Annotated in this window: 16 protein-coding genes; 11 read left to right on the forward strand and 5 right to left on the reverse strand. The window is 70.8% G+C overall.

What is annotated here, in order from left to right:
* Positions 1–89 precede the first annotated feature (89 nt).
* Positions 90–1,358: an MFS transporter gene (locus ACIBI9_RS38070; RefSeq protein WP_397229587.1), complete on the forward strand. Its 1,269-nt coding sequence runs from the start codon at positions 90–92 to the stop codon at positions 1,356–1,358.
* Here ACIBI9_RS38070 and ACIBI9_RS38075 read toward each other — a convergent pair.
* The gene (locus ACIBI9_RS38075; protein WP_397229589.1) at positions 1,350–1,817 is read right to left on the reverse strand and encodes a hypothetical protein; all 468 of its coding nucleotides are present in this window, start codon (positions 1,815–1,817) and stop codon (positions 1,350–1,352) included. The genes ACIBI9_RS38070 and ACIBI9_RS38075 overlap by 9 nt on opposite strands.
* 121 nt (positions 1,818–1,938) lie before the next feature.
* Positions 1,939–2,559, reverse strand: coding sequence for a hypothetical protein (locus ACIBI9_RS38080; RefSeq protein WP_397229591.1), 621 nt, complete (start codon positions 2,557–2,559; stop codon positions 1,939–1,941).
* Between the two features lie 67 nt (positions 2,560–2,626).
* Here ACIBI9_RS38080 and ACIBI9_RS38085 point away from each other — a divergent pair, with 67 nt between their 5' ends.
* From ACIBI9_RS38085 to ACIBI9_RS38115, 7 genes are all read left to right on the forward strand, one after another.
* The gene (locus ACIBI9_RS38085; protein WP_394500523.1) at positions 2,627–3,256 is read left to right on the forward strand and encodes a helix-turn-helix domain-containing protein; all 630 of its coding nucleotides are present in this window, start codon (positions 2,627–2,629) and stop codon (positions 3,254–3,256) included.
* 79 nt (positions 3,257–3,335) lie between these two features.
* Positions 3,336–4,505 carry a homogentisate 1,2-dioxygenase gene (locus ACIBI9_RS38090; protein WP_397229593.1) on the forward strand — a complete coding sequence of 390 codons (1,170 nt, stop codon included), beginning with the start codon at positions 3,336–3,338 and terminating at the stop codon, positions 4,503–4,505.
* Entirely contained in the window at positions 4,502–5,260 is a 759-nt protein-coding gene (locus tag ACIBI9_RS38095) for a hypothetical protein (protein WP_397229595.1), read from the forward strand. Before ACIBI9_RS38090 ends, ACIBI9_RS38095 begins: the two co-directional genes overlap by 4 nt.
* A 14-nt stretch (positions 5,261–5,274) precedes the next feature.
* Positions 5,275–6,378, forward strand: coding sequence for a fumarylacetoacetase (gene fahA, locus ACIBI9_RS38100; RefSeq protein ID WP_397229597.1), 1,104 nt, complete (start codon positions 5,275–5,277; stop codon positions 6,376–6,378).
* A gap of 74 nt (positions 6,379–6,452) precedes the next feature.
* Positions 6,453–7,625, forward strand: a complete 1,173-nt coding sequence (locus ACIBI9_RS38105; protein ID WP_397229599.1) for an Ig-like domain-containing protein — start codon at positions 6,453–6,455, stop codon at positions 7,623–7,625.
* Between the two features lie 71 nt (positions 7,626–7,696).
* Complete coding sequence (locus ACIBI9_RS38110; RefSeq protein WP_397229601.1) at positions 7,697–8,128, forward strand: NfeD family protein; 432 nt, start codon at positions 7,697–7,699, stop codon at positions 8,126–8,128.
* A gap of 3 nt (positions 8,129–8,131) precedes the next feature.
* Entirely contained in the window at positions 8,132–9,208 is a 1,077-nt protein-coding gene (locus ACIBI9_RS38115; protein ID WP_394500529.1) for an SPFH domain-containing protein, read from the forward strand.
* A 117-nt stretch (positions 9,209–9,325) separates the two neighbouring features.
* Here ACIBI9_RS38115 and ACIBI9_RS38120 read toward each other — a convergent pair whose 3' ends face one another.
* Together ACIBI9_RS38120 and ACIBI9_RS38125 are read right to left on the reverse strand one after the other, a co-directional pair.
* Positions 9,326–9,664: a hypothetical protein gene (locus tag ACIBI9_RS38120; protein WP_397229604.1), complete on the reverse strand. Its 339-nt coding sequence runs from the start codon at positions 9,662–9,664 to the stop codon at positions 9,326–9,328.
* Between the two features lie 95 nt (positions 9,665–9,759).
* Complete coding sequence (locus ACIBI9_RS38125; protein WP_397229606.1) at positions 9,760–10,344, reverse strand: TetR/AcrR family transcriptional regulator; 585 nt, start codon at positions 10,342–10,344, stop codon at positions 9,760–9,762.
* A 69-nt stretch (positions 10,345–10,413) separates the two neighbouring features.
* Between ACIBI9_RS38125 and ACIBI9_RS38130 the strand changes: the two genes are divergently transcribed.
* From ACIBI9_RS38130 to ACIBI9_RS38140, 3 genes are read left to right on the forward strand one after another with little or no spacing between them, the layout of a single operon-like run.
* Complete coding sequence (locus tag ACIBI9_RS38130) at positions 10,414–11,142, forward strand: SDR family NAD(P)-dependent oxidoreductase (RefSeq protein ID WP_397229608.1); 729 nt, start codon at positions 10,414–10,416, stop codon at positions 11,140–11,142.
* Between the two features lie 9 nt (positions 11,143–11,151).
* The gene (locus ACIBI9_RS38135; protein WP_397229610.1) at positions 11,152–11,919 is read left to right on the forward strand and encodes an alpha/beta fold hydrolase; all 768 of its coding nucleotides are present in this window, start codon (positions 11,152–11,154) and stop codon (positions 11,917–11,919) included.
* Positions 11,916–12,179, forward strand: a complete 264-nt coding sequence (locus ACIBI9_RS38140; RefSeq protein ID WP_397229612.1) for a hypothetical protein — start codon at positions 11,916–11,918, stop codon at positions 12,177–12,179. Before ACIBI9_RS38135 ends, ACIBI9_RS38140 begins: the two co-directional genes overlap by 4 nt.
* A gap of 6 nt (positions 12,180–12,185) precedes the next feature.
* Here the strand turns inward: ACIBI9_RS38140 and ACIBI9_RS38145 are convergent, their stop codons facing one another.
* The gene (locus ACIBI9_RS38145; protein ID WP_397229614.1) at positions 12,186–12,923 is read right to left on the reverse strand and encodes a cytochrome d ubiquinol oxidase subunit II; all 738 of its coding nucleotides are present in this window, start codon (positions 12,921–12,923) and stop codon (positions 12,186–12,188) included.
* Between the last annotated feature and the right edge of the window lie 6 nt (positions 12,924–12,929).

Raw genomic sequence — 12,929 nt, forward strand, 5'->3', positions numbered from 1 at the left:
CCAAACGCGCACATATTCCGCTTCGGGTCTTGTTAGCGGACCAATATTCAGGCGACATCGGCGAGGGAGCCCCGGCAGAATAGCGGGGTTTGACTGTTTTCAGGGGGGCCGTGTCGGTGCACAGTTATCTACGCGATCTCGGGCTGCTCCGGGATCGCCGTTTCGCGCTGTTGCTGTCCGCGCGGACCCTCTCGGTCCTGGGCAGCGCGTTCGCTCCGGTGGCCCTGGCGTTCGGCGTGCTCGGCCTGCCCGGCGCCACCGCCGCCACCCTGTCCGTCGTGCTCACCGCCGAGTCGGTGCCCATGATCGTGTTCATCCTGTTCGGCGGGGTGCTCGCGGACCGGCTGCCGCGCAAGTGGGTGATGATGGCCGGTGAGTCCCTGATGGCGGTGGGGTACTTCGCTCTGGGCGCGATGCTGCTCGCCGGCTGGACCCCGCTGCCCGCGCTGTCCGCGGCGGCGGCGGTGACCGGGGTGGGCATCGCGATCATGTTCCCGGCGCTGACCGGGATCATCCCCGAGGTCGTGCCGCCCGACCGGCTGCAGGCCGGCAACGCCCTGCTGGGCCTCGGCCAGAACGCCTCGCGGGTGGCGGGCGCGGTGCTGGGCGGCGGCACGGTGGTGCTGTTCGGCGGGGGCTGGGCGCTGGTGGTGAGCGGCGCGATGTTCGCGGTGGCGGGCGCGCTGCTGGCGCTGCTGCGGATGGAGCCGGTCGCGAACCGGCGGGAGCGGCACTCGGTGCTGGCCGACCTGCGGGACGGCTGGCGGGAGTTCAGCTCGCGGCAGTGGATATGGGTGGTGGTCGCGCAGTTCTCGCTGATGGTCATGGCCATCCAGGCCGGTCACGGGGTGCTCGGCCCCCTGATCGCGAAGGAGACCCTGGGCGGGCCCGCGGCCTGGTCGGCGTTCCTGGCGGGCGAGGCGGTCGGCACGATCGTCGGCGTGCTGCTCGCGATGCGGCTGCGGCCGCGCCGGCCGATCCTGGTGGCCGTGCTGCTCTGCCTGCCGCCCGCGCTGCCGTACGTGCTGCTCGGGCTGGACGCGCCGCTCTGGGCGATCGTCGCCGGGGCGTTCGTGCTGGGCGTGTGCTTCGACGTGTTCGGCGTCCTGTGGCAGACCACGATGCAGCGCGAGGTCCCGGCCGAGTCGCTGTCGCGGGTGAGCTCGTACGACATGCTCGGGTCGATGATGTTCGGGCCGATCGGGCTGCTGCTGGCGGGGCAGGCGGCGGACCTGTTCGGCACGGAGGAGACACTGCTCGCCTGTGCCGTCATCATCGTGCTGTCCACCCTCGCCGCGCTGCTGGCCCCCGGGGTGCGCAACCTGCGCGCCCCGGAGCGGGAGCCGATCTCAAGCTGACCTGAAGTAGGCGTTGGCCCTGGGCTGGAACATCAGCGTCATCGCCCCCAGCACGGCCACCACGTGCAGGATCCTGCTGCCCGCGAAGATCAGCGCCATCGCGTCCGCCCCGGCGACGGCCTCGCCGATCGAGCCGCCGGCCAGCAGCCACTGGACGGGGCCGATCACGAGCGAGAGGGTGCCGAAGACGCCGAGCGTCACGGCGAGGGTCAGGCGGGCCCAGTTCGCCCCGGCCTTGAGCCGCAGCGCCAGGAAGACGGCCCCCGCGAACACCGCCAGCCGGATCCCGACCTGCGGCAGCAGGCCTGCGACCGTGGAGGCGTCCGTGAACAGCTGCTCGGAGACCACCAGCACGGTCTCCAGCGCCCCGAAGGCGACGGCCACCAGCCAGAGCATGGCGGCGGTGTGGACGACGGGCGGCGGGTCGGTTCTGCGGGTGTCGTCCAGGACGGTGGTCATGGCGTGCCTCCAAAGGTGAAGTGACTACGCCTGAAGTGTCCGCTTTTGGGCGGGGTGGGGGCATGCCCGCTGGCCGCCGAGTTCCGGTGAGGCGAGCCCTACCACGCGTGCGCCGGGAGGCTCAGACGATGATGAGCCGTACCACGACGCCCGCGCAGTTCCCTGCCACGCAGATCCGCACCGGCACCTCGGAGATGCCCGCGGCCGCGGGCACGCCGCTCACATGGCCGTCGGGCCCGATGATCACGTCGCGGGGCAGCTTGGCGCGGTCGGTCACGGTGAACGTCGGGATCGCGCCGGCCGGGCCGCCGTTGATGCCGATCTCCCCGCTCAGCGGGGTGCCGGCCCGGCCGGGGAAGGTCAGCTCGCGCGGCTCCCACGGCACGTTGCCGACCACGACGAAGGTGAGCCGCTGGTCCTCGCACGTCTGTCCCGCGCACATCCGGACGGCGGCGAGGTAGGTGCCGGAGCGCTGCGGCGTGCCGTACAGCCGGCCGTCCTGGTCGACCCTGATCCCGACCGTGAGGTAGCCGGGGCGGAACACGACGCCCTTCGCGGTGGGCAGGAGCTGCTGGTGCACCTCGATGCCCTCGGTGACGTAGAAGGTGTCCTCGACCAGGCGCTCCTCCACGGGGTCGAGGGGGAGCTGCCGGGACATCGGCGTCATGGTGAGCGAGGGCACGGCGGCGGACAACGCGCACACGGCAAAGCCGGCGAGCAGGAACACCCACCACCGCCGCATCTCCACCCCCCAGTCTCTCTCGGTAAGTACCCTCACCAGCGCGAACAGTCACTGGATAATCGTTCGCATGGCCGCTGAATCCGCTCAGACCCTGGAACGCGGGCTTCGCCTGCTGAGACTGCTCGCCGACGGGAAGGGCGGCAGGACGCCGACCGAGCTGAGCGCCGAGCTGTCGCTGAGCCGTCCCGTGGTGTACCGGCTGCTGACGACGCTGATGAACGAGGGTTTCGTGCGGCGGGACGCCGAGGGGCGGGTGCATCTCGGGTTCGGGGTGCTGGTGCTGGCGCAGGCCGTGCAGCCGCTGCTGCGGGCCGCGGCGGTGCCGACGCTGCGGCGGCTGGCCGAGGACGTGGGCGCGACCGCGCACCTGACCGTGGCCGAGGGTGACGACGGGCTGGCCGTGGCGGTGGTGGAGCCGTCCTGGACCGACATGCACGTGGCCTACCGCGAGGGCTCGCGCCATCCGCTGACGAAAGGCGCGGCGGGGCAGGCGATCCTGGCGCTGCGCGAGGGGCGTGACGACTACTTCGCGACGGAGGGGCAGTTGCAGGAAGGTGCGCGGGGCGTCGCCGCGCCCGTCACCGGGCTGCCCTGGTTGGAGGCGTCGGTGGGGGTGGTGACGTTCGGACCGCTCGAGGAGTCCACGGGCCCTCGGGTGGTCGCCGCCGCCGCCGAGCTGGCCGCCGCGCTGGGTTGACATCTCCAGGCCGATGGCGGACGGTTGTTACATATAGAGGACATATCCGTCCGGTAAACGGACACTATGGAGGCAGCGGATGCCGTACTACCGCGTCGTTGGGGAGGTGCCGCGCAAGCGGCACGTGCAGTTCAGACGGCCGGACGGCGGTCTCTACGCCGAGGAGCTGATGGGCGAGGAAGGCTTCTCGTCCGACTCCTCGTTGCTCTACCACCGCTACCTGCCGACCGCGATCGTCAAGGCGGAGGCGGTCACGCCGACGGTGGAGACGCGGCTGGAGCCCAACCTGCCGCTCTCGCCGCGCCATTTCCGCACGCAGGAGCTGTCCAGCGCGGGCGACCTGGTCACGGGACGCATGCTGCTGGCGGGCAACGGCGACGTCCGATTGTCGTACGCCACCAGCGACCGGCCGAGCGAGCTCTACCGCAACTCGATGGGTGACGAGTGCGTCTACGTGCAGGGCGGCCGGGTCCGCTTCGAGTCCACGTACGGCGTGATCGAGGCCGGCGAGGGCGACTACATCGTCATCCCGACCGGAACGATCCACCGCTGGGTGCCCGACGGCCCGGTCAGCGTGCTGGCCATCGAGGCGGCCGGGCACATCAGGCCGCCCAAGCGCTACCTGTCGCAGTACGGGCAGTTCCTGGAGCACGCCCCCTACTGCGAGCGCGACCTGCGCAGCCCCGCCGAGCCGTTCACGGTCGAGGGCGAGGAGGTGCCGGTGCTGGTGCGCACGCGGGGCGGGCTGACCAGGCTGGTCTACCGCAACCACCCGTTCGACGTGGTGGGCTGGGACGGCTACCTCTACCCGTTCGCGTTCAACATCGACGACTTCGAGCCGATCGTGAAGAAGACGCACGCGCCGCCGCCCGTCCATCAGACGTTCGAGGGGCCGGGGTTCGTGGTGTGCTCGTTCTGCCCGCGGCCGCTCGACTTCCACCCGGAGTCCGTGCCGATCCCGTACAACCACCACAATGTGGACTCCGACGAGTTCATGTTCTACGTGGGCGGCGACTACTCCGCGCGCAAGGGCTCGGGCATCGACGTCGGCTCGATCTCGCTGCATCCCGCCGGGTTCACGCACGGGCCGCAGCCCGGTGCGGTCGAGGCGGTGATCGACGCGGTCTCCCGCGGCATCACGACGACGAGCGAGAAGGCCGTCATGGTGGACACGTTCCGCCCGCTCGACCTCGGGCAGGGCGCCCTGTCCTGCGAGGACACCGGCTACGCGTGGACCTGGTCACGATGAGCGTATACACCGAACTCGTGGACGACGCGGGCCTGTTCCCGCCGACGTCCCTGCACATGGACGAGGCGCTGGCACGCAACCGGCGCGACCTGGAGCACGGCAGCTCCGTGCTCACGCACCGGTTCCTGTGCCCGGCCAGCCGGCTGCACCGGCTGCGCGACATGGAGTACCGGCCGCGGCGGATCGGGCTGATCCTCGACCAGGAGGAGGTGCCTCCCTTCGACGACCTGCCCGTGGACTTCGTCGAGACCCAGCTGCCGCCGGGCCTGACGATCGAGGCGCTGGCCGGCCGGCTCCGGCTGCCGGCGGGCGTGCGGCTCTTCGTGGAGGTGGCGGCGGGGAAGGTGAGCGTCGAGGTGCCCGACGGGGTGGGGCTGAAGGTGCGCTGCGGCGGGCTGACGGCCGACGCGTTCCCGCCGGCGGAGCATCTCGCGGCGTTCATCGGGTTCTGCGTCGAGCACGACATCCCGTTCAAGGCCACGGCCGGGCTGCACCACGCCGTACGCCACTTCGACCCCACGCTGGGCGTCGACCGGCACGGCTTCCTGAACCTGGTGCTCGCGGTCTGCGAGGCCGTGGACGGGCGCGACCCGGTGCCCGTCCTGCGGGCCACCGACGTCGGGCATCTCGTACGGCTCGCGCAGTCCGTACCGGACGAGACCGCGAAACGGGCACGGCGGCTGCTGGTGAGCTACGGCTCGTGCAGCACCAGCATCCCCGTCGAGGACCTGCGCACACTGGGGCTGATCGCGTGACGGAGGGAAGTTTCGTGAGCTGGGGAGTGGACAACCTGCCCTACGGCGTGTTCTCGCGTCCGGGCCAGGCGCCCCGCGTGGGCGTCCGGTACGGCGACAAGGTGCTCGACCTGGCACCCGCCCTGCACGACGAGGTCTTCGACGCGCCCTCGCTCAACCCGTTCATGGCCCGCGGGCGCACGGCCTGGCGCGACACCAGGACGCTGATCCGGAACAAGCTCACCGGCGACCTCGCCGTGACCGAGCGGCACCTGGTCCCGCTGGAGCAGGTGCGGCTGCACATGCCGTTCGAGGTGGCCGACTACGTCGACTTCTACTGCTCGATCGACCACGCGAGCAACATCGGCCAGATCTTCCGGCCCGGCACCGAGCCGCTCCAGCCCAACTGGCGGCACCTGCCCGTCGGCTACCACGGCAGGGCCGGGACTGTCGTGGTGTCGGGCACGCCGGTCAGGCGCCCGCAGGGGCAGCTCGGGCGCGGCGTGTTCGGGCCGTGCGCGAAGCTGGACATCGAGGCGGAGCTGGGGTTCGTGGTGGGGGTGCCCACCGAGCTCGGCTCGCCCGCCGGGGCCTTCGAGGACCACGTGTTCGGGGTGACGCTGGTCAACGACTGGAGCGCGCGTGACATCCAGTCATGGGAGTACGTGCCGCTCGGGCCGTTCCTGGCCAAGTCGTTCGCCACGTCGATCTCGCCGTGGATCACGCCGCTGGAGGCGCTGCCCCGCCTCCCCGGCCGCGCCCAGGACCCGGCGCCGGCCGACTACCTGCGCAGGCAGGGTGACTGGGGGCTGGACATCGCCCTGGAAGTCCTGCTCAACGGGGAGGTCGTGTCGCGGCCCCCGTACGCGAGCATGTACTGGACGCCCGACCAGATGCTCGCGCACATGACGGTGAACGGGGCCTCCCTGCGGACCGGAGACCTGTTCGCCAGCGGCACAATCTCGGGGCCCACACGCGGCGAGCGCGGCTCGCTCATCGAGCTGACCTGGAACGGGACCGACCCGCTCAAGCTCGCGAGCGGTGAGACGCGCACGTTCCTGGAGGACGGGGACACGGTGACGATCCGGGCCACCGCCGGCGCCCTGACATTGGGGGAGGTTTCCGGAACTATCGCATAGGTGACTCGGCGTGCTTGGTCGCTGACTCGCCGCTACCCTGATGTCGCCCCCTTCCCTCGGACAGCAGGAGTGACATGCGGCGGGCTGTGATGACTTGTGTCGCCTTCCTCCTCCTGGTCTGCGGCTGCTCCTCGACGCCGGCCAGCACCCCGTCCTCGCCTCCGGTCGTGCGGGTCCTGCCCGCGCTCGACTCCAAGCGGGCCCGCACCGACCGCGGCCTGGTGGTCAGGGCCCGCGGTGGCACGCTCAGCCAGGTGCTGGTCTCGGAGGGCGGGGAGCAGGTGCCCGGCCGGCTCGACGGCTCCCACACGACGTGGCGCTCCGCCTGGACGCTCAAGCCCGCGGCCGAATACTCGGTGAACGTCACGGCCACCGGCGCCCGCGGCCCGGCCACGGTCGCCGTCGGCCGCTTCCACACCCGGTCCGCGGCAAGGTCGTTCCAGGTGGCCGCGACGGCGCCGCTGCCGGGCGAGACGGTCGGCGCCGGCATGCCGGTCATCATCGACTTCGACACTCCGGTGGAGGACAGGGCCGCCGTCGAGCGGGCGCTGGAGGTCCGGGCGGAGACCCCGGTCGAGGGCGCGTGGCGGTGGATCAGCGACACCCAGGTGATCTACCGCACCCGCCGGTTCTGGCCGCCCCACCAGCAGGTCACGGTCACCGCGCACCTGGCCGGCGTACGCGCGGGCGGCGGCCTCTACGGCACCACCGACTCCACCTTCGCCTTCACCGTCGGGCGCAGGCAGACCAGCACGATCGACACCCGCACCCACCAGATGACCGTCCGCCGCGACGGCGAGATCGCGCAGCGGATGGCCATCAGCGCGGGCATGGCCACCACCCCCGAATACACCACGACCAGCGGCATCCACCTGACCATGGACAAGGGCAACCCGGTCCGCATGATCTCCCCGGGGCGCGTCAAGGGCGACCCCGGCTTCTACGACATGCTGATCGACCACGCCGTGCGCATCTCCAACAGCGGCGAATACGTGCACGCCAAGGACAACGTGTGGGCGCAGGGCCGGGCCAACGTCAGCCACGGCTGCATCAACGCCCGGCCCGACCAGGCGGCCTGGTTCTACGACACCTCCCTGCGCGGCGACCCGGTCACGATCGTCGGCACCGACCGGGAGCTCGGCTGGGACAACGGATGGGGCTTCTGGCAGCTCCCGTGGGAGAAGTGGCGCGAGGGAAGCGCCCTGGTCGAAGCCAGTCCGGCGGGTGGACGGGTGCCGCAGGGCTGATTCCAGGATTACGGTAGAGAGGGGGAACCAGTCGCGAACTCAGGCCCGTTGTCTCATCAGGAGGGCCGGACATGGATGAATGGATCATCTGGGTAATCCTCGCGGTAGTTCTCGGCGTGGCCGAAATATTCACCCTCACGGCCTCGCTGGGGTTGCTGGGTGCGGCGGCGCTCCTCACCGCCGTCACCGCCGCCATCGGATTGCCCGTCCCCCTGCAGTTGCTGTGCTTCGCCGTATCGTCCGCGGCCGGCCTGATGGTGCTCAGGCCGATCGCGATGCGCCACATCACGCAGCCCCCGCTGCAACGGTTCGGCGTGGAAGCACTCGTCGGCAAGCCCGCCTACGTGGTCTCGGAGGTGACGGGCCGCGACGGTCGCGTGCGCATCGGGGGCGAGGAGTGGTCGGCGCGCGCCTACGACGAGACGCTGGTGATCCCCACGGGGGCGACCGTCGACATCATCGAGATCGAAGGGGCGACAGCCCTCGTATATCCCCGGGAGTGACTCATGGATCCGCTGTTGCTGGTCGGACTGCTCGTCATACTCTTCGCGGTGTTCACCGTGCTCAAGGCCGTGCGGATCGTCCCGCAGGCGCGGGCCCGCAACGTCGAGCGCCTCGGTCGCTACCACCGCACGCTCAAGCCGGGTCTCAACTTCGTCATCCCTTACGTCGACCGCGTCTACCCCATGATCGACCTGCGCGAACAGGTCGTCTCCTTCCGGCCGCAGCCCGTCATCACCGAGGACAACCTGGTCGTCGAGATCGACACCGTCCTCTACTTCCAGGTCACCGACCCGCGGGCGGCCGCGTACGAGATCGCCAACTACATCCAGGCCGTCGAGCAGCTCACCGTCACCACGCTGCGTAACGTCGTCGGCTCCATGGACCTGGAGAAGACCCTCACCTCGCGCGACACCATCAACAGCCAGCTGCGCGGCGTGCTCGACGAGGCCACCGGCAAGTGGGGCATCCGCGTCAACCGCGTCGAGATCAAGGCCATCGACCCGCCCAAGACCATCAAGGACGCGATGGAGAAGCAGATGCGGGCCGAACGAGACAAGCGCGCCGCGATCCTCAACGCCGAGGGCCAGCGGCAGTCGCAGATCCTCACGGCGGAGGGCGACAAGCAGAGCCGCATCCTGCGTGCCGAGGGCCAGCGCACCGCCGCCATCCTGGAGGCCGAAGGCCAGTCGCGCGCCATCGACCAGGTCTTCCAGGCCGTTCACCGCAACGACCCCGACCCCAAGCTGCTGGCCTACCAGTACCTCCAGGTGCTGCCGCAGCTCGCGCAGGGCGACGGCAACACGTTCTGGGTGATCCCGAGCGAGGTCACCTCGGCGCTGCAGGGGGTCTCACGGGCGTTCACGGAGGCCCTGCCCCGGTCGGCGGCTACGCGGGAGGAGGCGCCGGAGACGTCGGAGTTCGACGAGGAGGTGGCCAAGGCCTCGGAGGCGGCGGCCGAGGCGGTGGCGGACGCCCAGGAGGCCGAGAGCCCCAACGGCCCGCGCCAGCTCACCCAGGGTGTCGAGGAGCCGTCCCCGTTCCCCGACCTGGACCGCAAGCACACCGAAGCCGAACGCTGACACCCCGGGCAGGTGCCCGCCGCGAGCCGGCGGGCGCCTGTCGGTTGAAGGTCGAGGAGTGAGGCTTTGCGCTCGGGGTGAGGGGCGAGGTCTGAGGTCGACAGGGTGCGACGCGGGTCAGGCGATGGCTGCGAACACGGGGCCCCGCTGCCCCGCGGCAAGCTGGCGCAGGCTGGCCTGCGTGCGCCCGCCGTGCCGACGGGCGGCGTCTCCCAGCGTCACGCCGTCGTCCTCCCCGACGGCGATGGGCCAGAGCCCGGGGACCGTCTTGATGTCGGCGATCACGGAGGCGATCGCGTCCAGCATGCTGTCGGCCTCGCGGTCGCACAGCACATAAATGCTGCCGTCCTTGTCTCCGGATACCGTGCAGTCATCCAGACCGGCCTCGAACAGAGCTTCCAGCTCTTCACCGGTAGGTGCCCGATTCAGGGCGACGTGGAAATCCCAAGTAATCATGACCCCTCAACCTTGCAACGGTGTTGCAGGGCTACAACGGCGTTTCCAGCCTTGGAACTCCTACTTTATGTAGTCATTTGGATGCTTCAGGTAACTTACCTGGGCCAGGCGGACATGGCGAGGGTGGCGATGTGGAGGAGGTCGGCCCGGGTGGCGCCGTCGCGGGACTGGGTGGACATGCCCTGGATGACGGCCGCGTAGAAGGTCGCCAGCCCCGCCGTGTCCGTGTCGGCCGGGAGGCGGCCGGCCGCCATGTCGTCGTCGATGCGTGCCTTGAGTGCCGCCTTGCTGCCCTCCCGGAAGTCGCGTAGCAGCTCCTCGACCTCGGCAGACTCCGGGCCGCAGTTCACCGCCGCCGTGATGATCAGGCACCCCGTCGGGTGGGAGCGGTTCGAGTACTCGTCGGCGGCCTCGCGCAGCACGCGTTCGATGGCCTGGCGGCCGGTCGGTTCCTCGGCGAGGGCCCGGGACATGAAGGCGCCGTACGTCTCCTGGTAGCGCCGCACCGCCTCCTCGAACAGCCGCCGCTTGTCGCCGAAGGCCGCGTACAGGCTGGGTGGGCGGATCCCCATGGCGGCGGTCAGCTCGGCGATCGAGGTCGCCTCGTAGCCGTGCCGCCAGAACGCGAGCAGCGCCGTCTCCAGCGCCGCCTCCCTGTCGAATGCCCGCTGTCTGGCCATGCCCCCATTCTATAGCGATCGCTATGTTATGGTTACTGTATCGATCGCTAAAGAAAGGTGGGTCGCGGGATGAAGACCGCGCTCGTGACGGGGGCCAGCAGGGGGATCGGCCGCGCCATCGCGCTGCGCCTGGCCGGGGACGGCTTCCGCGTGGCCGTCAACTACGCCAGGGACGAGACGGCGGCGAAGGAGGTGGTCGGCCTGATCGAGAAGGACGGCGGCAGCGCGTTCGCCGTACACGCCGATCTGGGCGAGGAGGGCCACGCGCTCGCGGAGCGGCTCAAGGACGAGACGGACGTCCTCGACGTGCTGGTCAACAACGCCGGCATCGGCATGTCCCGGCCCATCAGGGAGGAGACCCCCGAGGCGTACGACCGGCTGTTCGACGTCAACGTCAAGGGGCTGTTCTTCCTCACCCAGCAGCTGCTGCCGCTGATCCCCGACGGCGGGCGGATCGTCAACATCACCTCGGGCGTGGCCCGCATCGCCTTCCCGGAGGGGATCGCGTACGCGATGACGAAGGGCGCGGTGCAGGTGTTCACGCTGGCCCTGGCCAAGGAGCTGGGCCCGCGCGGCATCACGGTCAACAACGTCGCCCCGGGCATCATCGACACCGACACCAACGCGGCCTGGCTGCGCGGCGACCCGCAGGCGCAGGCGTACGCGGCGAGCAGGCACGCCCTCAACCGGATCGGCCACGTGGACGAGATCGCGAACGCGGTGGCCTTCGTCGCCTCGCCGGAGGCGAGCTTCATCACCGGCAGCACCATCGACGCCACCGGTGGCGGAAACCTCTAGGAGCCTCGAATGCCCACAGTCACCCACAGCTCGGGCCCCGTCCACTACCAGAGGGCGGGCAGCGGGCCCGGCCTCGTCATGGTGCACGGCACCGGCGGCGACGCCGTCAGCAACTACGCCCACCTCGTGCCGGAGTTCGCCGGCTTCCGCACCGTCATCACCCCCGACTACGCGGGCAGCGGCCAGACCGCCGACCCGGGCGGCGACCTCACGCTCGACCTGCTCGCCGGCCAGGTCGCGGCCACGTTCGAGGGCCCGTCCGACCTCGTCGGCTTCTCGCTGGGCGCGGCCGTGGCCGTGGCGGTCGCCGCCGAGCACCCGGAGCTGGTCAGACGGCTGGTGCTGATCGCCGGCTGGACGCACGCGGAGGACTCCCGGCTGAACCTGGGCCTGCGCACGTGGGCCAGGCTGGCGGAGACGGACCCGGAGAGCTTCGCCGCGTTCGGGCCGCTGGTGGCGTTCGGCCCGGAGTACGTGAGCGCGATCGGCGCGCAGGCCCTCACCGCCGGGGAGCCGCCGCACGGGGTCCGCCGCCAGATCGAGCTGGACCTGCGCCTCGACATCAGGGACCTGCTGCCGAAGATCACCGCGCCCACGCTGGTCGTCGGCAACACCCGGGACTACCTGATCCCGGTCGAGCACGCCCGCGCGCTGCACGCCGCCCTGCCCGGCAGCGAGTACGCCGAGCTGGACAGCGGCCACGTCGTCCTGTACGAGCGACCGGCCGAAGTGACGACCCTCGTCCGAGAGTTCATCACCCGCGGCACCATCGATTGATCGTCCTGGTTACGCTCCAGCTTCATGCAGACCAAGAATCTCGCCCTCACCGGGGCCGCCGCGCTGTCGCGATCAACAACTACCGGCAGTCGGGCGGCGGCGGCTTCCCGCACGTCACCGGCGCCCCCGTGCTCTACAACGCGCAGGTGGAGATCCGGCAGGCGCTGATCGAGTACGCCACCGCGAAGGGCACCATCGACCCGAGCGGCTTCGACGTCCAGAACTGGAAGCTGACCAGGGACGGGGTGCCCGTCTTCTGACGGCCGTCACAGGTAGGACGGCCCCGTCACCCGGTGCCTGAACGTCCACCACACCCAGCCCTGAGAGGCCACCAGCAGCGGGATCAGGGTCAGGATCACCGGCACCAGCACGGGGCCGGAGGTGCCGGGCTCCAGCGGCAGCCGGAGCCCGGCCAGCATTCCCACCGCCGTCAGCGCGGCGGCCGTCAGCAGGTAGGTGCGGCCCTCGCCCGCCCCGCCCGACAGCACGGCCGCCCGCTCCCGCAGCGTCCCGCGCAGCCGCAGGGCCGCGAACGCCAGCCCGTGCGTGGCGAACAGCGCGGCCACCACCAGCACGGCCACCATCAGGGCGGGCGGCATGCCGACCAGCACGTGGCTCAGCAGCGCCCCCCAGCTCAGCGCCAGCCCCCAGCTCCCGGCCACGATCGCGCCGTCCCAGAACGTCTGCCACCGCGGCCCCGGCATCCGCCCCCGCAGCCACAGCCCCATGTCACGCACGATCCACGACAGGACCAGCGCCACGACGACCGTGTAGTTGCCGCTCAGCAGCTCGCCCTCCAGCTCGGGGAACAACCCGGCCAGCACCCCCGCCGTGGCGACCAGCCACACCTCGTTCCCCAGGAAGAACGGCGCGATCGCGGCGATCACCTCGCGGCGCTCGGCCGCCGTCCTGCCCAGGTACGGCAGGACCATGCCGATCCCGATGTCGGCCCCGGCCAGCACGAGGTAGCCGAGCGCGAAGAAGGCCAAGACGAAGATCTCCATGACGGC

Source organism: Nonomuraea sp. NPDC050451 (assembly GCF_044458585.1).